The sequence below is a fragment of the Gemmiger formicilis genome, from assembly GCF_018784445.1.
Classification (GTDB): Bacteria; Bacillota; Clostridia; order Oscillospirales; family Ruminococcaceae; genus Gemmiger.
Genome location: NZ_WQOH01000052.1, coordinates 96,661 through 114,549 on the forward strand (window position 1 = coordinate 96,661; position 17,889 = coordinate 114,549).

Here is a 17,889-nt window from a genome sequence, read left to right on the forward strand (position 1 = left end):
GCACAGGGCAGGGAAGTACCTTGCCCTGTTTTGTATTGTAGGGGGGCGGCTTTGCTGGCTGACGGCGCCCGTTGTGCGCCGTCAAGCGGTCAAGACCCTTCACTTGCAAATCCGTTGGATAATGGGACTGCCGCCGTAAACGCTGCGGGCCGGGCATGCCCGGCCCCTACGACTCTATAAATGATGTACACGGCAACACCCTCCGCCAAGCATTTACGATTTATTCAAATTTTACAAAGGTTAGTTACTGATAACTGTGCAATCTTCCAAAAGTGTTCGCCACGCCTAACTCACATCTTGACACCGGGAGTTAGTGGTGGTAAACTACCGACGTAAGCGGTTAGAACATTCTAACCGCGTGCTTTCATCCAATATGTTAGCATAGGCTAATGTGTTGCAGACTTGCAAAAAAGGGGAGTGTATGGAATGCCTTTGACGATGTCTAAAGCAGGCGATACCGTTACCATCCAGAAAATCACCGGCAAGGACGAAGTCCGCCAGCATCTGGCCGAGCTGGGTTTTGTTGTGGGCGAGACCGTTACCGTTGTCAACGAGATCAGTGGCAACCTCATCATCCAGGTCAAGGAAGCCCGCATTGCGCTGGATAAGACGCTGGCCATGCGTATTATTGTCGGCTGATAAAAAGGGAATCTCAGCCATAGGCTGTTTGATTTATTGTACCTTAAGAGGAGGAACAAAGTATGAAGACTCTGAAAGATGCACAGGTCGGCGAGACCGTCACCGTTGCCAAGCTGCATGGCGAAGGCCCTGTCAAGCGCCGCATCATGGACATGGGCCTGACCAAGGGCACCAAGGTCTACGTCCGCAAGGTAGCCCCCCTGGGCGACCCGATGGAACTGACCGTCCGTAACTACGAGCTCAGCGTCCGCAAGGCTGATGCTGAAATGATCGAGGTTGAGTAAATTTCAGAAAGGGGTATAATCAATGGCAATTAAAATTGCTCTGGCAGGCAACCCGAACTGCGGTAAAACCACCCTGTTCAACAGCCTGACCGGTTCTAACCAGTATGTCGGCAACTGGCCCGGCGTTACCGTTGAGAAGAAGGAAGGCAAGCTGAAGGGCCACGACGACGTCGTGATCCAGGACCTGCCCGGTATCTACTCTCTGTCTCCCTACACGCTGGAAGAGGTCGTCGCCCGCGGCTACCTGGTCAACGAGAAGCCCGACGCCATCCTCAACATCATCGATGGCACCAACATCGAGCGCAACCTCTATCTGACCACCCAGCTGATCGAGCTGGGCATCCCCGTGGTCATGGCCGTCAATATGATCGACCTCGTCCGCAAGAACGGCGACAAGATCGACCTGAACAAGCTGTCCAAGGAGCTGGGCTGCGAGGCCGTCGAGATCTCCGCCCTGAAGAACGAGGGCAGCGAGAAGGCCGCTGAGATGGCCGTCGCCGCCGCCAAGAAGGGCAAGGCCGGCGAGCTGCCTCACGTCTTTACCGGCAGTGTTGAGCACGCCATCGCCCACATTGAGGAGTCCATCCAGGGCAAGGTCGATGACCGCTTCCTGCGTTGGTACGCCGTCAAGCTGTTCGAGCGTGACGACAAGGTGCAGGCCGAGCTGAACCTGAATAAAGAGCTGCTCGACCACCTCGACGCCCACATCGCTGACTGCGAGAAGGAGATGGATGATGACGCCGAGAGCATCATCACCAACCAGCGCTACGCTTACATTAACGGTGTTGTTGACAAGGCCGTCAAGAAGAAGCCCCGCACCGAGAACCTGACCGCCTCCGATAAGATCGACCAGATCGTCACGAACCGTATTCTGGCGCTGCCGATTTTCGCCCTCATCATGTGGCTGATGTACGCCATCGCGATGGGCACCTCCGTTGCGGACGGCGGCATCGGCATCGGCACCTTTGCCACCGACTGGACGAACGATGTTCTGTTCGGTGAGATCGTCCCGAATGCCCTCGGCGGCCTGCTGGAGAGCATCGGTGTTGCTGGCTGGCTGTACGGCCTGATCATGGACGGCATCGTCGCCGGTGTCGGCGCGGTCCTGGGCTTCGTTCCCCAGATGCTCGTTCTGTTCTTCCTGCTGTCCATTCTGGAGGACGTCGGCTACATGGCCCGTGTCGCCTTCATCATGGACCGTATCTTCCGCCGCTTCGGTCTGTCCGGCAAGAGCTTCATCCCCATTCTGGTTGGTACCGGCTGCGGCGTTCCCGGTGTTATGGCTTCCCGTACCATCGAGAACGAGCGTGACCGCCGTATGACGATCATGACCACCTGCTTCATTCCCTGCGGTGCCAAGATGCCCATCATCGGCCTGATCGCAGGTGCTCTGTTCGGCGGCAGCAGCTGGGTCGCCACCTCTGCTTACTTCATCGGCTTTGCAGCCATCATCATCTCCGGCATCATCCTGAAAAAGACGAAGCTGTTCGCCGGTGATCCTGCTCCGTTCGTTATGGAGCTGCCCGCTTACCATGTGCCCGCATGGGGCAACGTCCTGCGCGCTACTTGGGAGCGCGGCTGGTCCTTCATCAAGCGTGCCGGCACCGTCATTCTGGCTGCCACCATCATCCTGTGGTTCCTGCAGGGCTTCGGCTTCGAGAACGGCGCGTTCACGATGGTCGAGGATCAGGACAACTCCATCCTGGCTATCGTTGCAAGCGCAATTTCCTGGATCTTCATCCCGCAGGGCTTCGGCAACTGGCGTGCAACCGTCGCGTCCATCTCCGGCCTGATTGCCAAGGAGAATGTTGTCGGTACCTTCGGTGTTCTGTATCACTATGCTGACGAGCTGTCTGACAACGGCGACGAGATCTGGCCCGAGGTTGCTGCCAGCTTCACCGCCCTCTCCGCTTACAGCTTCATGATCTTCAACCTGCTGTGCGCTCCCTGCTTCGCCGCTATGGGCGCCATCAAGCGCGAGATGAACAACGGCAAGTGGACTGCCATCGCCATCGGCTATATGTGCCTGTTTGCCTACTGCGCTTCTCTGGTCGTCTACCAGATCGGCGGTCTGATCACCGGTGAGGTCAGCTTCAACTTCTTCACCATCGTGGCAGTCGCCATCATTGCCATGACGATCTACCTGCTGTTCCGCCCCAACAAGTACGAGGGCGTCAACGAGGTTCAGTTCAACTCCAAGAAAGCTGTTGCTTCCAAATAATTTTGAGTGTATAATGCTTCCGGAAAGGAGCGATTTCTTATGATGGAATTTCTGGCCACCAACTTTAACCTGTCCACGATCATCGTCTCGATCATCGTCTTCGGCGGTACCGGCTGGCTTCTGTATCATGAACACAAGACCGGCGGCCTTGGCTGCTGCGATGGCTCCTGCGGGGGCGGCGGATGCGGCGGTCACGGCGGATGCACAGGGAACTGCAAAACCTGCGGCGGTGCCTGCCACAGCAACTAAACACAATAGTGCCTGAAAAGGGGCGCGGGTCCGTTCGTGGCCTGCGCCCCTTTTTGGCGTAAAGGAGAGAGATGCCATGACCCTGACCGATTCCAACCTGCGGTATCTGCTGGCCATCCACCATCTGGCGCAGCAAAACACGGAGGTTTCCCCGCTGGCCCTCGCGCAGGTCATGGGCGTAACCAAGCCCAGCGTGACCAGCATTTTGACCAGCCTGATGAAGCAGGGGGTCATTGTGCGGCGGCGGTACGGCAAAATCTATATCACTGACCGCGGCGTGCTCTACGCCCGGTATTACGACGACCTGGTCGAGACAATTTTACAGCATTTCCCCCTGGCGGACATGGGCTTTACCCCAGAGGAATGCCGCAACGCCGCAATCGCCATGGCGGTATCCCTGCCCGCCAAGGAAATTGACGAGAAGTGCAAAACGCTGTACGACAACGAGAACAAGTAAACCGACAGGACGCCATGTAGGGGCCGCACATGTGCGGCCCTCCGCCTTTCCATAGACGCTCGTCTGCCCCACACGCAAGGGCCGGGCATGCCCGGCCCCTACCGCACCACGCACCGCGTAAAAACCCTATTGCACACTCGCCCGAATTGTGGTAAAGTTAAACTATATAAAGGTATAAATAAGAGGGGGACTATCATGCAGCTGAATCCGCATTACGCAGAACTGAACGAGAGCTATCTCTTCAGCACCATCGCCCACAAGGTGGCCGACTATCAGAAGGCAAACCCGGACGCCGACATCATCCGTCTGGGCATCGGCGACGTCACCCTACCGCTGGCGGCATCCGTGACCGAGGCCATGCACAAAGCCGTCGAGGAGCAGGGCCACAAGGGCACCTTCCACGGCTATATCCCCAGCGAGCAGGGCTATGAGTTCCTGCGCAGCGCCATCCAGAACTATTACACCGGTCACGGCGTTGCGCTGGATATGACGGAAATCTTCATTTCTGACGGTGCCAAAAGCGATCTGGGCAACCTGCTGGATCTGTTCAGCCAGGACAACACGATTCTCGTTCCCGACCCGGTCTACCCGGTCTACGTGGACGACAACGTCATGGCCGGCCGCAAGATTTTGTACCTGCCCGCCACAGCGGAGAACAACTTCCTGCCGATGCCCGACGAAGCGCCCCATGCGGATATCGTCTACATTTGCAGCCCCAACAACCCCACCGGCGCGACCTACTCCGTCGAACAGCTGAAAGCCTGGGTCGCCTGGGCCAAGACTAACGACGCGGTCATCCTGTTTGATGCCGCCTACGAGTGCTTTGTCTCCGAGCAGGGCCTCGCCCGCAGCATCTACGAGGTCGAAGGCGCGAAGGAAGTCGCCATCGAGGTATGCAGCTTCTCCAAGATTGCTGGCTTCACCGGCACGCGCTGCGGCTACACGGTCGTGCCCAAGGCGCTGGCCGACGGCAAGCTGAACAAGATGTGGCTGCGCCGCCAGACCACCAAGTTCAACGGCGTTGCCTACGTTGTACAGCGTGGTGCCGAGGCCGTCTTTACCGAGGAAGGCATGAAGGAGATCCAGCAGAACCTCGACTACTACCGCGCCAACGCCGCCGTCATTGCGGCTGCGCTGGACGAGGCAGGCATCTGGTACTGCGGCGGCAAGAACAGCCCCTACATCTGGCTGCGCTGCCCCAACAACATGGGCAGCTGGGAGTTCTTTGACTGGCTGCTGGAAAACGCCCACGTGGTGGGCACCCCCGGCGAGGGCTTCGGCCCCTGCGGCAAGGGCTATTTCCGTTTAACGGCGTTCGGCGATGCCGAGCGCACTAAGGAAGCCGCTGCGCGCATCAAAAACGCGCTGGCTGCACTGTAAAACTGCGGGAGGGATCAGCATGAAACCGAATGAAGAGATCATGGAATTTCTGAAAGAGAATCCTACATTCTACCTTGCCACCGTCGAGGGGTATCTGCCCCGTGTACGGCCCATCGGCTTTGCCATGTGGTACAACGACCACCTGTGCATCGGCCTGGGCAAGCACAAGGCCGCCTACAAGCAGCTGCTGGACAACACGAACCTGGAAATCTGCGCCGCCAATGACCGCGGCGAGTGGATGCGCATTCAGGGCACCGCAAACTTTGACAACAGCCCCGAGGCGCAGGCCGCGGCCTTCCAGACCATGCCCCAGCTGGCCGACCTCTACAACGAGGAGACCGGCCACAAGCTCGGCATTGTCTATCTTGACCACATTTCCGCCAAGCTCTTCTCCATGTCCGGCGTCGTGAAGGACATTATGAGCTACTGATACTTATAAAACAGGGCAGCCCCGGTATGCGTTGTTCATACCGGGGCTGCTTTTTGTTGTAGGGAACGGACGCAAGCTCCCTGCTGGTAAGACAGTAAAATCAAATTTCTTGGAACAGGCATGATTTCGGTCATGCCTGTTCCGCTTTTAGCAGCTCATCCACGGGAATATAGCCCACAAGATCGTACTCGATGCACATATTTGTAAATTCAACCGTTTCGGTTCTTGCCATTATGTTAAAACTCCTTCATCAAAAAAGTAAAACGGATTTACCACATTCTCCGCCCCGAACACTTTTATCGCCATTCGATACATGGCTCTTGCGTGGATACGGTCATGCCAGATAAAACGGCGCAGGACTTTACGCAGTGACCAATCCTCACCATAGCTGCCTTTTCTGACGGTATTTTGCAGAAAATCAGGGTTAGATTCAAGCGATTCAAATCCCCGCTTGCGGCATTCGTATATGTTGCCGTCATGATCGGCATCCACAGCAATCTCCGCAAAATAATATGTATTCACATTCTTTGTATGCTCGTACATTTCATTTGCTGTGCGGGGGACTCGTCCGTAAAAGGTCTTGCGCTCCGGTATGGCGGCTTCGTTCTTATCCGGGATAGATTCGTACAATGCAAGGAAATCCTTTGCTGACTTCAGCGCAAGGGTTTTAAGCGCCTTATATTCTTCTATTGTCAGTTGTGCTTGTTCGCTTTCAAAAAGCACATCGGAATCCGCATCCCGAATTGTAAGCTCGGAGCATTTTTCTCCGACGATCACGATTTCCGCTTTGCCCTCGGCCTCCATGCCCAGCCAGTTGCAATAAGAAACGATTTCCTGTGGCATCTTTGCCTTTGCGATTTCAAGGCTTTCGCCACGGGTATATGCACCTACAAAATCCACCGCATAAAGCAAGGTGTCGTTGCCATTATGCTCCCATACGCAGTTAATTATCATAACGTTCCTCCGACCTGAGGTTGCTCCGAAGATCAATACTCGTTGACCGCTTTAAGGTCCTCCTCTGGATTGCTGTCCATATTGAATGTAAAAGACAATAAATTTTCCATCCGACGAACCTCTCACTTGTGTGTACACACATTGTAGCACGGCGATAGCGCGGTTCTCAATAGGCTTTTCAAAAGTCAGCACTTTAAAATGTAACTTTCCTGTGTTCGCAAGCCGATTTGATGGTTTTTATGCTGCCGGACATACTCCGCATTGAAATCCCCACCTATTGGTTTTACCGTTTTGTGGGGTAATTAGCGTAATCGCAAATATTCATGCTCATCAGGGAACGATATTCATCATAGCGTGATTTGCTGTTTCGTGGGGATTTACCACGAGAATGACTACTACTTCACCCGTTTCACTATCCTTGCCTTACAGAGCAGAAAACAAGCGTTTTTCGACCCTTAAACGCACAAAAACAGGCGGCATCCAACCGAAGTTGAATGTCGCCTGTTTTGTCCGATCCTGTTTCGCAGTTGCCGATTTCGTAATTCTCTCAAATTACTGTCTTACCGGCACACGCCTCAGGGAGGCCGTTTGTTACTTTACTTCTCCTGCGCCGCAAACAGCTGGGGGGCTGCCTTGTAGATCAGCACGGCCGCAATCGTCGTCAGGATGGTCTCCGGCAGCATGTAGCTGCCGTTGTAGGTCAGGCTGTACGTCCAAGCGGGCAGACCGTCGCTCAGGTTGCCCCAAATCAGCACGCCGGACAGGAAGCTGCACAGGAAGCGGATGCCGCACACCGCCGCCGTGCCGACAGCCACACCAACCAGGCGGTTCTTAAACGGCTTGGCAATGACGCAGGCCAGGCCCAGCAGGGTAAAGGCCAGCACATAGTCCAACAGGATCATACCCACCAGCGGCAGCAGACCGGGGGCCGGGGGTGCGTAGAAGCCCAGCAGCATCTGCAAAAGGCTGTTGACAAAGCCGGTGAACAGGCCCCATTTCGCGCCGTGGCGGAAGGAAATCAGGATAAAGGGCAGCATACTCAGCAGCGTAATGGAGCCGCCGTTGGGCATCTCGAAAATTTTGATGTTCGCCAACACAGTGCCCAGGGCGATCATCAGGGCGCACTCAACGAGAGTGCGGGTCTTGGAATAGGTTTTGGACATGGATTCCACTCCTCAAAAAAATGTAACATAAAAACAAGAAAGCGCCCACAACATACATTGCAGGCGCAAAAGCGTTATGACTGGTGGGTCAAACTTCCTACGCCGGCATTACCCGGATCAGGTTCAAGGCGACCCGAAACTGCGGTTTGTTTCGATCTCAGCCGAGGATGCCCCTCAGCGCCCCTGTTTTTATGTCCAGTTTCCATTATACACAACGGCGGGCGTTTGTCAAGCGCGGCGGTTTAAGAATTCACACACAGTTTCTCCCACAATTTCACACCTGTTCAACAAGGTTCTGCCACCGCTGCGGCGGCGGGAGCCACCTATACAGGCACCGTGACGGCCGTTTCTGCCAACGCGCTGACTCCAAGTGGATCGTGACCGGGACAGCACCCTGTCCGCCCTGGCCTGTGAGGGCACCGTCGTGGACGACCAGGGCCGCGCCGTGACAATCAAGGACAACAACGGCAATGTTCTGGTGCAGGGCACCAGCGAGTATACTGTGACCGTGGAGGATTATTCTACGACTGTGGACGCTGCCAACGCCAGCGTCAGCGTGACGTTCAGCGAGTATGAGGTGGAGAAGGCGTAAGGCAACACCGCATAATTCCCGCCTTACGGCTTAAGCACCGCTCCGGCGGCTGCGGCACGGCATCTGCGTTGCCAAAATGCTCGATAATACACAAAGTATTATCTGCGCTTTTGGCTTAGCAGCTGCCGCACCTCGCTCGCCGTATCGGCACTTAGAATTATGCGGTATTGCCGTAAGATTTTTCTGTTGCCAACCTTATTGCAGGGGCGGATGCAGGCACCACTCCCCTGCAACGAAAAACCGGGCACCACAGCAGGTGCCCGGTTTTTTTGTAGTGCAATTTACTTGCTGACTTTGATGAGATCAGCGCCCGGCTCGACATCGCCGGAGGCAACGACCTCAACGTCCTTGAAGTCGTCGGTGTTGGTCACGACCGTGATGACCACGGCGGGGTGGCCGGCGGCTGCGATCTTGTCCAGGTCCATTTCCAGCAGCAGGTCACCCTTCTTGACCTTGTCGCCTTCCTTGACCTTCGGACTGAAGCCGTCGCCCTTCATCTCGACGGTGTCAACGCCGACATGGATCAGCACCTCGACGCCGCCTACGCCCATAATGCCCAGCGCATGGCCGCTGTCCGGGGCTTGGGTGATTTCGCCGTCGACCGGGGCAAAGACCTTGCCCTCGGTGGGTTCGATGCCGCAGCACTTACCCAGGATGCCCTGTGCAAACACTTCGTCGGGGATGTTCTCCATCGCTACAACGGTGCCCTTGGCGTCAGCCGCCAGGGTCAGGGGGAACGTCGGCTCTGCAGGGGTAGCCGGTGCAGAAGCCTTTTTCAGAAAATCAAAAAATCCCATGGTAATCTCTCCTTCTTAAAGCACCACAAGGGGTGTGTTGTAAGTTTATTATATCCCGCCGCGCCCAAAAAGGCAAGGCTGGCAAGCGGAAATTGCCCGGGTCAAATCCGCTCTTTTACAGCGCGTATGGCCTGCCAGGTAATGCGGGCGATCTCTGCCGGCGGCAGGTCAAACCCAGCCTCCTGCCAGGCAACGATGGTACCAAAGCAGCCGTTCACTGCAAAGACCAGCGTATATTTCTGCTCCTCGGTGCCGCCGCCCGGCGCGAACTCGCCCAAGCAGCGCTCGGCAATCAGCTTTTTGGCGTTGCGGGTAAACTCCGACTCCCAGCTTTTGCCGTAAAGCGCTGTGCAGAGGTCGGGGTTCTCGGTCATGTAGGTGAACAGTGCCACCAGGGCAGGGGGAACCTCCTCCTGCGAGATGCCGGGCAGCAGACTGTCCATCAGGTCATTGAGCCGCGCCAGCTGGGCAGCCTCCATCTGATCCATCAGGGCATAGATATCAGCATAGTGGAAATAGAACGTCCCGCGGCTGATCCCGGCCAGCTCAGTAAGTTCCCGGACCGTGATCTCACGCAGACTTTTCTGCTGCAACAGCGTAATAAGCGCCTGGTAGAGCCGCTGTTTGGTCATGCGTACACTGCGGTTGGCGTCTCCTTTGGCGTTCATCGTATGCACCGCCTTCCTCGCAAATTTCTACTTTAAGAATAGCCGTTTTCGCGGACATTGTCAAGGATTTTGTACAAAAATGTAGTCTGCTGTTGATGAAATTTTATAAACAATGCAATTTGCGCCCCGGTGCAAATATGCTACAATAGAGGCAAGGAAGTGATCATTATGAAAATCGACCGTGCCCGCGCACAGAAAGCCTTTGCCGACTACGCCGCGCACTACAACGCCGCCGACCCGAAGGTCAAGCTGAAAATCGACCACACCTACCGCGTGGCCGCGCTGTGTGACTGCATTGCCAAAAGCCTGACCCTGCCGCCGGAGGATGCGGATCTGGCCTGGCTTTCCGGTATGCTGCACGATGTCGGCCGCTTTGAGCAGCTGCGGCGGTACAACACCTTCATCGACGCCCAGTCCATCAACCACGCTGCATTGAGTGCAAGCGTGCTGTTTGACGAGGGGCACATCCGCGACTATATAGACGATGCCGCCGAGGACGCCTTGCTGCGCACGGCGGTGGCGTGGCACAGTGCCTTCCGCCTGCCGGAAAAGTTGGACGACCGCACGCGGATGTTCTGCCAGATTTTGCGGGATGCCGATAAAATCGATATTCTGCGCGTCAACGTTGAAACGCCGATGGAGGAAATCTACAGCGTCAGCACCGAGGCCCTGCGCCAAAGTCCAGTAACGCCCGCTGTGCTGGACGCATTTTACGAGCACCACTGCATTTTGCACAGCCTGAAAAAATGGCCCGCCGACAATGCGGTGGGCCATGCGTCGCTGGTATTTGAGCTGTGCTATCCCGAGAGCCTGCGCATCGTAGATGAGCAGGGCTGGCTGTGGCAGCTGCTGGATTTTAAGACGGAGAATCCTGATACCGCCAAGGCGTTTGAGGCGATTGCGGATGAGATGAAGCGGTGGATAGGCGAGCATATGTAATAAACGGCAAACGGGCAAAACGAGAGGGGCAAGGGAGGGCGGCAGTCCTCCCCGTCCACGGCAGCTGCGGCAAAGCCCGTCGGAATCCCCCAGTCCGCTAACGCGGACAGCCCCCTTTAACAAGGGGGCCACCCCTTCCCCCTGCGGGGGTTCGGGGAAACACCCGACTCAAAAGTGGCGAAAGCCCCGCTGGCGTTAAGCGCGAACAGTAATACTGCGTTCGCGTAGCCAGCGGGGCTTTCAACTTCCTTATTGGGGGGCTCGGGGGCGTGCAGCCCCCGAGGCGCGGGTCCGCTGCGTCGCAACAGCGGCAGTTTTCTTTGCCAGCTTTCTTTTGCTGCCAAAAGAAAGCTGCCTTCGGGCAGGCTGCCGCCAATCCTTTAGACGAGCCCTTGCACCAAAATCACCGCGATCAGCACCGGCAGCACATACTTGAAATACGGCTTGACCCACCGGGGCATCTTGGGGCCGTCGCCGGTGTTGCACTCGGCAGCATACTTGTCAAAGCCCCAGCCCCATTTGGTGACACAGAACAAAAGATACACCAGACTGCCGCCCGGCAGCAGCAGGTTGCTGACGAGGAAATCCTCGAAATCCAATACCGTGCTGCCTGCGCCCATGGGCTGGATAAAGCTCCACACATTGTAGCCCAGCGCACAGGGCAGACCCAGCAGCACCAGCGCCGCCGTGCCCACGATGCAGGCTTTGTGGCGGTCCCAGCCAAAGTCCTCGCAGGCGCAGGCGATGATGTTCTCAAACACTGCAATGACCGTGGAGAAGCTGGCGAAGGTCATGAACAGGAAGAACAGTGTACCCCACAGGCGGCCGCCTGCCATGTTCGTAAAGACGTTGGGCAAGGTAATAAAAATCAAGCTCGGGCCTGCGTCGGGTGAAATGCCGAAGGAGAAACAGGCCGGGAAGATGATAAGCCCTGCGCAGACCGCCACAAAGGTGTCCAGCACGCAGATACGCGCGGCCTCGCCCGGCAGGGTAAAGCGGCGGTCCATGTAACTGCCGAAAATTTCAATCGCACCGATGCCCAGGCTCAAGGTGAAGAACGACTGATTCATCGCTGCCGTGATGACGTTGCCCAGGCCCTGCTCACTGGCGCGGGACCAGTCTGGCAGCAGGTAGAAGGCCAGGCCGTCGCCCGCACCGGACAGGGTAAAACTGTGGACGACCAAGACGAGGATGAGAGCGAGCAGTGCGCTCATCATCCATTTGCCGACCTTTTCCAGGCCGCCTTGCAGGCCGCGGCCGCAGACGATGAAGCCTGCCACCGTGATAATGACCATCCAGAACACCATTTCCACGGGGCTCGAGAGCATCTCGCCAAAGATGCCAGACGCTTGTTCCGACGTAAGGCCGTCAAAATTGCCGGTCAGGAAGCGGAAGAAGTAATCGAGCATCCAGCCGGAGACGGTGGTGTAGTACATCATCAGCAGTATACAGCCCACCATGCAGAACCAGCCGTGGATGTGCCACTTGCTGCCCTGTGGTTCCAGCGCCTTGTAGGCGCTGCGGGCAGCACCGTGCCCGGCGCGGCCGACGGCCAGCTCCATGGTCAGGACCGGCAGGCCCATCAGCACCAGGAAAATCAGGTAGAACAAGACAAAGATACCGCCGCCGTACTGGCCTGTGACGGTGGGGAAGCGCCAGACGTTGCCGATGCCGATGGCACAGCCCGCGCTGACAAGGATGAAGCCAAGGCGTGAGCCGAAGCCTTCCCGCTGTTTTTCGGGTTCCATAATATTCCTCTTTTCTCACAAAGTACTATTATTATAGCGTAGTACAGCGAAACTTGCAAGCGCGGAATCACAGTGTTATAATTAGTGCAACACCCGCCGTGCGGCGCGGGCGAACAATGTTTGCCCCTACTAGCAGCGTACATACTAACGTGTAAGGAGTTAAGAATATGCTTCGTTTTGAATGTGACTACGGCGAAGGCGCGGCCCCGGCCGTGCTGGACCTTTTGCAGCAAACCAATTTTGACCAGACCCCCGGCTATGGCGAGGATGAATACTGCGCCAAGGCTGCTGCACAGATACGCAGCCTGTGCGATGCCCCCGACGCCGATGTGCATTTCTTTGTCGGCGCAACGCAGGCGAACCTGACCGTGATTGCGGCGGCGCTCAAGCCCTGGCAGGGCGTGCTCTGCGCGGATTCCGGGCACATCCATGTGCATGAGACCGGCGCAGTCGAGGCCACCGGCCACAAATGCCTGGCTCTGCCCGGCAAAAACGGCAAGATCACGGCCCGCCAGGTGCGCAAGGCCGTCGAGGAACACCGCGCCAACGCCAGCCACGAGCACGAGGTGCAGCCCGGTATGGTGTATATCTCGAACCCCACCGAGGTCGGCACCCTCTATAATAAGGAAGAACTGACCGAACTTTCCGCCGCTTGCTATGAGCTGGGGCTGTACCTGTTTGTGGATGGTGCCCGCATGGCCTACGGCCTGACCAGCCCCGCCAACGATTTGAGCCTGCAGGATTACGCCGCCCTGTGCGACGTGTTCTACCTGGGCGGCACAAAATGCGGTGCGCTGTTCGGCGAGGCAGTCGTCATCACCAACGACGATCTGAAGCCGGATTTCCGCTACTGCATCAAGCAACACGGCGGCATGCTGGCCAAGGGCCGCCTGCTGGGTGAGCAGTTCCTGGCCCTGCTGGACGGCGAGGACGGCGGCGAGACGAGCCTGTACTTCACGATGGCACGCCATGCCAACGAACAGGCCCTGCACATCCGCGCCGCGTTTGAGGCAAAGGGCTGTAAGGTTTTGCACGACTCCCCGACGAACCAACAGTTCTTTGCCCTGCCCGACGAGTGGTACGCCAAGCTGACCGAGCGCTACGCCATGACCCACATGGGCAAGCCTGACAAGCACCACACCGCCGTGCGCATCTGCACCAGCTGGGCCACGAAGGATGAAACCGTGGAGCAGCTGATTGAGGACGTAAACGCGCTGTAATTCGGTACACCAAAAATCCCGCATCACACGATGCGGGATTTTTCATCTATTCAAATGGCCTCGCGGCCTTATTGGTTGTCTGCGCCGCAGCCGAAGCGATTGCTTCTGGCATGGCCGGGGCGTCAGTGATAGTTGTTGTCTCGGGGCATCCCCTTGACTCTGTCTATATACTACACCACATTTATGTCCGGCCTGTCACGCCAATTTGAAAAATATGTTAATTCTTTGCTTTTCCCTATAACGCAGTAGGGGCAGGCTTCCAGTCCGCCCGGGGACTTTGCGGCCGAGGCCACGTTCCCGGGCGGAGCAGAGCCCCGCCCCTACTGTGCAATTTCATATAATTTATTTCTGGATGCGCTTATCGCACTTGATGGCCAGCTTCGTGCCAACGGTCTGCAAGATCTGCACCAGCACGACCAGCAGGGCGGTGGCGAAGAACTCCAGCACCACGTTAAAGCGGTAGTAGCCGTAGTTGATGGCAATTTTGCCCAGGCCGCCGCCGCCGATGATACCGGCCATGGCACCGTACCCCATGATGGTCGTAGCTGCAATCGTCACGTTGGCAACCAGGCTGGGCATGCTCTCGGGCACCATAACTTTGGTGATAATTTGCAGCGGCGTCGCCCCCATGCTCTGGGCGGCCTCGATGACGCCCGCATCGACCTCGCGCATGCTCGTTTCAACCAGGCGCGAGACGAAGGGGAAGGACGCGATGACCAGCGGCACAATGGATGCCACCGTGCCGATGGATGTGCCCACGATGGCGCGGGACAGCGGGATGACAATGATCATCAGAATCAGGAACGGCACACTGCGCAGCAGGTTGACCAGGCCGTTCAGCAACGCCATGACCCAACGGGGCAGGGGACGCACGCCACCCTGCTCGCCGGTGACAAGGCAGACACCCAGCGGCAGGCCAATGACCAGCGCCAGCAGGGTGGCCACGACCGTGGACCAAATCGTTTCCCACGTTTCAAACGGAATGGTGGGCAAAATCTGCAAGAACGTCTGCCAGTCCTTGCCTGCAAAAAACTCTGCCATCAGCCGTTCACCTCCTCATAGGTAATGCCGGGATAATTTTTAATGTACTCGATGGCCGCTTCGGCCTTGTCGTCGTCGGGCAGAGCCAACAGCATGCTGCCCAGCGTCTGGCCGTTGACAATGCGGGTGTCGGCCGCCATGATGGATACCAGCGCACCACACTCGATGGCAAGACTTGCCACCAGCGGCTTGTCGGTGGTCTGGGTGCCGCCGAAGGCCACACGCACCAGGCGCTGGCCGGGCAGGGCCTCGGCTTTGGGCGCACCGGCAGGGTAGACCAAGCGGCGTGCCGCCTTGGAAGTAGGATGGCTGAAGATGGCCTGCACGCCGCCCTCCTCGACAACGGTACCGTTGTCCAAAATCGCCACGCGGTTGCAGACTTCCTCAACCACGCTCATCTGGTGGGTGATGATGACGACCGTGATGCCCAGTTCGCGGTTGATCTTCTGGATCAGCTGCAGGATGGCGTGGGTCGTGTTGGGGTCAAGGGCACTCGTCGCTTCGTCGCAGAGCAGCACCTTCGGGTCGGTCGCCAGGGCGCGGGCAATGGCAATGCGCTGTTTCTGGCCGCCGGACAGCTGGGCAGGGTAGGCGTCGGCTTTGTCAGGCAGGCCGACCAGTTCCAGCAGTTCGCGGGCGCGGGCCTCGGCCTTTTCCTTAGGGACCTTGGCAAGCTCCATCGGGAACATAATGTTGCGCAGGCAGGTCCGCTGCATCAGCAGGTTGAACTGCTGGAAGATCATCGTAATTTCGCGGCGGGCGGCGCGCAGGTCAGCCGCATTCAGGTCCTGCATCTGTTTCCCGTTGACGATGACGCTGCCCTCGTCGGGGCGTTCCAACATATTGATGCAGCGTACCAGCGTAGATTTTCCGGCGCCCGACATACCGATGATGCCGTAGACATCGCCATCCCGGATGGTCAGGTTGATGTCGTTCAGCGCGACGACCGTGCCACCCTGCGTGGCAAAGCGCTTGGTCAGGTGTTGCAGTTCGATCATGGGTATTCTCCCTCACTTACAAAGATAGCGAATGAGTGTAAAACCCATTCGCTGTTAATTCTACTCTATTTCACGACAGGTTGCAAGGTTTTTCTTGCTGTTTGGTACCTTGCACTGTAGGGGCGAGCAATGTTCGCCCCTACGACCTTACCGCGGATATGTTTTTTCTTAGAAAATGGGCACGACCGCGCCGTCATAGGTGCTGTTGATGTAATCCTTGACCTTGTCGCTGGTCAGGGCGGCGTACAGGGCCTGGATGGCGGGGTCGCTCTCGTTACCTTCCTTCACGACCAGAACGTTGGCGTAGGTCTGGGCAGCCTCAGAGGATGCGTCCTCGGTGGCAAGAGCATCCTTGCCGACGGAGAAGCCAGCCTCTATTGCGTAGTTGCCGTTGATGACGGCAAAGTCAACGTCCTGCACGGTGCGGGGCAGCTGGGCAGCCTCGATTTCCTCGATCTTCACGTTATGGGGGTTCTCGGTGATGTCGTTGACGGTGGCGGTCAGACCGGCGCCGTCACGCACGGTGATCAAACCCTGAGCGGCCAGCAGCTGCAGGGCGCGGGCCTCGTTGGTGGTGTCGTTGGGCACGGCGATCGTTGCGCCGTCAGCGATGTTGGCGAGGTCGCTGCTCTTGCCCGGGTAGATGCCGAACGGCTCATAGTGGACAGCGCCGACGCTGACGAGATGGGTGCCGTTCTCCTCGTTGAAGCTGTCGAGGTAGGGGGTGTGCTGGAAGTAGTTAGCGTCAACCTCGCCGTTCTCGGTCACAAGGTTGGGCTGGACGTAATCGCTGAACTCAACGACCTCAAGGTCGATGCCCTGCTCCGCCAGAATCTCCTTGGCTACATTCAGGATCTCGGCGTGGGGCGTGGGGGAGGCGGCGACCTTCAGGGTCGTGCCGGCCAGGTCGCTGGTGGACTCGGCAGCCTCAGAAGAAGCTGCGGTGCTCTCGGTGGAGGCAGCCTCGGAAGAAGTGGTCTCGGTGGTGGAAGCGGTGGAGCCGCAGGCGGCCAGGCTCAGGGCCAGGGTGGCGGCGAGCGTTGCAGAAATCAGTTTTTTCATGGTAGTAATCTCCTTTTTATTGTCAGGTGTGTTGTTTTGTGAATGTGTTGTTCCCTCAAACGTCACATTCGCACACCGGGCTGCTTGTAGATGGAACCTCTTTCCATAGTCACAAACTTCCTTTCCAAACAAAAGCGGGATGTCGGTTTTCTCCGGCATCCCGCTGCAAGTTTTCTTTATGCGCTGAAATTTGCGCGCAAGAAAGCTGGCACAGGACGCTTACGCATCATGCACATGCACATCATCATGCCGGAATAGGCTGCGTTCATAGTCTTGTACCCCTTTCTCTCGTTGTTTGGTCAGCGGTGATTTGCTTTCCATGGCTCACAGTATACGCCAGTGAACACATTCTGTCAACACCCTTTTGCATAAAATTGCACATTTCGGCATTTTGCATATATCCTACCAGGCAGATAGGTTGAATGCTTGCAAAATTCCTATAATTATGCTATGATTAGTAGTACAATCTCAGGAAAAGGGAGACTGAACATGAAATTCTCGACCCGTGACCGTTACGCTTTGCGCCTGATGGTGGAGCTTGCCAACCGCCCCAATGATCTGATCCCGTTAAAGGAAATCAGCGACAAGCAGCGCATCAGCTTAAAATATTTGGAGCAGATCGTCACCCCGCTGGCAAAGGCGGGGCTGGTATCCAGCGTGCGCGGTGCCCAGGGCGGCTACCGCCTGGCCCGTTCGGCGGCGGAAATCACCTCCGGCGAGATTCTGCGCGCCGTAGAAGGGGAGCTGACGGCCATTCCGTGTCTGGCTTCCTCGGTGGATTGCCCCCACCGCGGCCAATGCCACACGCTGGATTTCTGGTCCGGGCTGAATGATTTGATCAACAAATATGTGGACGGCATTACGCTGGAGCAGCTGCGCACCATGCCGGAAGTGCCGGAGATTTCCCCGGAGACTTCCGAAAATAGCGAGACCGACCTCTAAGTGCTGCCATGTAGGGGTCGGGCATGCCCGACCCGCGTGTGTAAGGCTCTGACTGCTTGCGGGAAAGCCGTGGGCAGCACATGTGCCGCCCCTACAACTCTGCCT

At 57.2% G+C, this 17,889-nt stretch carries 19 protein-coding genes and 1 riboswitch; of the genes, 11 read left to right on the forward strand and 8 right to left on the reverse strand.

Features of this window, described 5'->3' with window-relative positions; all coding sequences use genetic code 11:
- Positions 1-426 precede the first annotated feature (426 nt).
- The 7 genes from GPK89_RS13015 to GPK89_RS13045 all read left to right on the forward strand — a co-directional run bounded on the left by GPK89_RS13015 (position 427) and on the right by GPK89_RS13045 (position 5,660).
- A complete protein-coding gene (locus tag GPK89_RS13015) occupies positions 427-639 on the forward strand; it encodes a FeoA family protein (protein ID WP_215693695.1) in 213 nt (70 codons plus the stop codon).
- Between the two features lie 62 nt (positions 640-701).
- Complete coding sequence (locus GPK89_RS13020) at positions 702-923, forward strand: FeoA family protein (protein ID WP_215693697.1); 222 nt, start codon at positions 702-704, stop codon at positions 921-923.
- Positions 924-945: 22 nt separating this feature from the next.
- Positions 946-3,144, forward strand: a complete 2,199-nt coding sequence (gene feoB, locus GPK89_RS13025; RefSeq protein ID WP_215693700.1) for a ferrous iron transport protein B — start codon at positions 946-948, stop codon at positions 3,142-3,144.
- A 39-nt stretch (positions 3,145-3,183) separates the two neighbouring features.
- Positions 3,184-3,393 (forward strand): FeoB-associated Cys-rich membrane protein, encoded by a 210-nt coding sequence (locus GPK89_RS13030; protein WP_215693702.1) that lies wholly within the window; start codon positions 3,184-3,186, stop codon positions 3,391-3,393.
- A gap of 76 nt (positions 3,394-3,469) precedes the next feature.
- Entirely contained in the window at positions 3,470-3,850 is a 381-nt protein-coding gene (locus GPK89_RS13035) for a metal-dependent transcriptional regulator (protein WP_215693704.1), read from the forward strand.
- Between the two features lie 195 nt (positions 3,851-4,045).
- Positions 4,046-5,230, forward strand: a complete 1,185-nt coding sequence (locus GPK89_RS13040) for an LL-diaminopimelate aminotransferase (RefSeq protein WP_215693706.1) — start codon at positions 4,046-4,048, stop codon at positions 5,228-5,230.
- Between the two features lie 19 nt (positions 5,231-5,249).
- Positions 5,250-5,660 carry a pyridoxamine 5'-phosphate oxidase family protein gene (locus GPK89_RS13045; protein ID WP_215693708.1) on the forward strand — a complete coding sequence of 137 codons (411 nt, stop codon included), beginning with the start codon at positions 5,250-5,252 and terminating at the stop codon, positions 5,658-5,660.
- A 231-nt stretch (positions 5,661-5,891) separates the two neighbouring features.
- Here the strand turns inward: GPK89_RS13045 and GPK89_RS13050 are convergent, their stop codons facing one another.
- Together GPK89_RS13050 and thiT are read right to left on the reverse strand one after the other, a co-directional pair.
- Positions 5,892-6,614 (reverse strand): hypothetical protein, encoded by a 723-nt coding sequence (locus GPK89_RS13050; protein WP_215693710.1) that lies wholly within the window; start codon positions 6,612-6,614, stop codon positions 5,892-5,894.
- A gap of 596 nt (positions 6,615-7,210) precedes the next feature.
- The gene (gene thiT / locus GPK89_RS13055; RefSeq protein ID WP_215693712.1) at positions 7,211-7,777 is read right to left on the reverse strand and encodes an energy-coupled thiamine transporter ThiT; all 567 of its coding nucleotides are present in this window, start codon (positions 7,775-7,777) and stop codon (positions 7,211-7,213) included.
- A 77-nt stretch (positions 7,778-7,854) separates the two neighbouring features.
- Positions 7,855-7,972: riboswitch (TPP riboswitch) on the reverse strand.
- Between the two features lie 175 nt (positions 7,973-8,147).
- Here thiT and GPK89_RS13060 point away from each other — a divergent pair.
- Positions 8,148-8,369: a hypothetical protein gene (locus GPK89_RS13060; protein WP_215693714.1), complete on the forward strand. Its 222-nt coding sequence runs from the start codon at positions 8,148-8,150 to the stop codon at positions 8,367-8,369.
- Between the two features lie 281 nt (positions 8,370-8,650).
- Here GPK89_RS13060 and GPK89_RS13065 read toward each other — a convergent pair whose 3' ends face one another.
- A complete protein-coding gene (locus GPK89_RS13065) occupies positions 8,651-9,166 on the reverse strand; it encodes a PTS sugar transporter subunit IIA (RefSeq protein ID WP_215693716.1) in 516 nt (171 codons plus the stop codon).
- Positions 9,167-9,267: 101 nt separating this feature from the next.
- The gene (locus tag GPK89_RS13070) at positions 9,268-9,834 is read right to left on the reverse strand and encodes a TetR/AcrR family transcriptional regulator (RefSeq protein WP_215693718.1); all 567 of its coding nucleotides are present in this window, start codon (positions 9,832-9,834) and stop codon (positions 9,268-9,270) included.
- Between the two features lie 168 nt (positions 9,835-10,002).
- Here GPK89_RS13070 and GPK89_RS13075 point away from each other — a divergent pair, with 168 nt between their 5' ends.
- A complete protein-coding gene (locus tag GPK89_RS13075) occupies positions 10,003-10,773 on the forward strand; it encodes an HD domain-containing protein (RefSeq protein WP_215693720.1) in 771 nt (256 codons plus the stop codon).
- Positions 10,774-11,153: 380 nt separating this feature from the next.
- Here GPK89_RS13075 and GPK89_RS13080 read toward each other — a convergent pair whose 3' ends face one another.
- Positions 11,154-12,521, reverse strand: a complete 1,368-nt coding sequence (locus GPK89_RS13080; protein ID WP_215693722.1) for a sodium-dependent transporter — start codon at positions 12,519-12,521, stop codon at positions 11,154-11,156.
- 167 nt (positions 12,522-12,688) lie between these two features.
- On the opposite strand from GPK89_RS13080, the gene GPK89_RS13085 reads away from it, so the two are divergent.
- Entirely contained in the window at positions 12,689-13,741 is a 1,053-nt protein-coding gene (locus GPK89_RS13085; RefSeq protein WP_215693724.1) for a threonine aldolase family protein, read from the forward strand.
- A gap of 342 nt (positions 13,742-14,083) precedes the next feature.
- Here GPK89_RS13085 and GPK89_RS13090 read toward each other — a convergent pair whose 3' ends face one another.
- The 3 genes from GPK89_RS13090 to GPK89_RS13100 form a co-directional block, all read right to left on the reverse strand.
- Complete coding sequence (locus GPK89_RS13090) at positions 14,084-14,782, reverse strand: methionine ABC transporter permease (protein ID WP_215693725.1); 699 nt, start codon at positions 14,780-14,782, stop codon at positions 14,084-14,086.
- Positions 14,782-15,780 carry a methionine ABC transporter ATP-binding protein gene (locus GPK89_RS13095; protein ID WP_215693727.1) on the reverse strand — a complete coding sequence of 333 codons (999 nt, stop codon included), beginning with the start codon at positions 15,778-15,780 and terminating at the stop codon, positions 14,782-14,784. The genes GPK89_RS13090 and GPK89_RS13095 overlap by 1 nt, the downstream gene beginning before the upstream one ends.
- A gap of 168 nt (positions 15,781-15,948) precedes the next feature.
- The gene (locus tag GPK89_RS13100; RefSeq protein WP_215693729.1) at positions 15,949-16,842 is read right to left on the reverse strand and encodes a MetQ/NlpA family ABC transporter substrate-binding protein; all 894 of its coding nucleotides are present in this window, start codon (positions 16,840-16,842) and stop codon (positions 15,949-15,951) included.
- A gap of 489 nt (positions 16,843-17,331) precedes the next feature.
- Between GPK89_RS13100 and GPK89_RS13105 the strand changes: the two genes are divergently transcribed.
- On the forward strand, positions 17,332-17,784 hold the full coding sequence (locus GPK89_RS13105; protein ID WP_215693731.1) for an RrF2 family transcriptional regulator: 453 nt from the start codon (positions 17,332-17,334) through the stop codon (positions 17,782-17,784).
- The last annotated feature ends 105 nt before the right edge of the window (positions 17,785-17,889 follow it).

What these genes read in the sequence shown, in the direction of transcription:
- feoB (WP_215693700.1), top strand. Translation starts at nt 946, where the DNA reads ATGGCAATTAAAATTGCTCTGGCAGGCAACCCGAACTGCGGTAAAACC.
- GPK89_RS13090 (WP_215693725.1), bottom strand. Translation starts at nt 14,782, where the DNA reads ATGGCAGAGTTTTTTGCAGGCAAGGACTGGCAGACGTTCTTGCAGATT.
- GPK89_RS13020 (WP_215693697.1), top strand. Translation starts at nt 702, where the DNA reads ATGAAGACTCTGAAAGATGCACAGGTCGGCGAGACCGTCACCGTTGCC.
- GPK89_RS13080 (WP_215693722.1), bottom strand. Translation starts at nt 12,521, where the DNA reads ATGGAACCCGAAAAACAGCGGGAAGGCTTCGGCTCACGCCTTGGCTTC.
- GPK89_RS13070 (WP_215693718.1), bottom strand. Translation starts at nt 9,834, where the DNA reads ATGAACGCCAAAGGAGACGCCAACCGCAGTGTACGCATGACCAAACAG.
- GPK89_RS13085 (WP_215693724.1), top strand. Translation starts at nt 12,689, where the DNA reads ATGCTTCGTTTTGAATGTGACTACGGCGAAGGCGCGGCCCCGGCCGTG.
- GPK89_RS13015 (WP_215693695.1), top strand. Translation starts at nt 427, where the DNA reads ATGCCTTTGACGATGTCTAAAGCAGGCGATACCGTTACCATCCAGAAA.
- GPK89_RS13065 (WP_215693716.1), bottom strand. Translation starts at nt 9,166, where the DNA reads ATGGGATTTTTTGATTTTCTGAAAAAGGCTTCTGCACCGGCTACCCCT.
- thiT (WP_215693712.1), bottom strand. Translation starts at nt 7,777, where the DNA reads ATGTCCAAAACCTATTCCAAGACCCGCACTCTCGTTGAGTGCGCCCTG.
- GPK89_RS13040 (WP_215693706.1), top strand. Translation starts at nt 4,046, where the DNA reads ATGCAGCTGAATCCGCATTACGCAGAACTGAACGAGAGCTATCTCTTC.
- GPK89_RS13045 (WP_215693708.1), top strand. Translation starts at nt 5,250, where the DNA reads ATGAAACCGAATGAAGAGATCATGGAATTTCTGAAAGAGAATCCTACA.
- GPK89_RS13035 (WP_215693704.1), top strand. Translation starts at nt 3,470, where the DNA reads ATGACCCTGACCGATTCCAACCTGCGGTATCTGCTGGCCATCCACCAT.
- GPK89_RS13105 (WP_215693731.1), top strand. Translation starts at nt 17,332, where the DNA reads ATGAAATTCTCGACCCGTGACCGTTACGCTTTGCGCCTGATGGTGGAG.
- GPK89_RS13030 (WP_215693702.1), top strand. Translation starts at nt 3,184, where the DNA reads ATGATGGAATTTCTGGCCACCAACTTTAACCTGTCCACGATCATCGTC.
- GPK89_RS13100 (WP_215693729.1), bottom strand. Translation starts at nt 16,842, where the DNA reads ATGAAAAAACTGATTTCTGCAACGCTCGCCGCCACCCTGGCCCTGAGC.
- GPK89_RS13095 (WP_215693727.1), bottom strand. Translation starts at nt 15,780, where the DNA reads ATGATCGAACTGCAACACCTGACCAAGCGCTTTGCCACGCAGGGTGGC.
- GPK89_RS13075 (WP_215693720.1), top strand. Translation starts at nt 10,003, where the DNA reads ATGAAAATCGACCGTGCCCGCGCACAGAAAGCCTTTGCCGACTACGCC.
- GPK89_RS13050 (WP_215693710.1), bottom strand. Translation starts at nt 6,614, where the DNA reads ATGATAATTAACTGCGTATGGGAGCATAATGGCAACGACACCTTGCTT.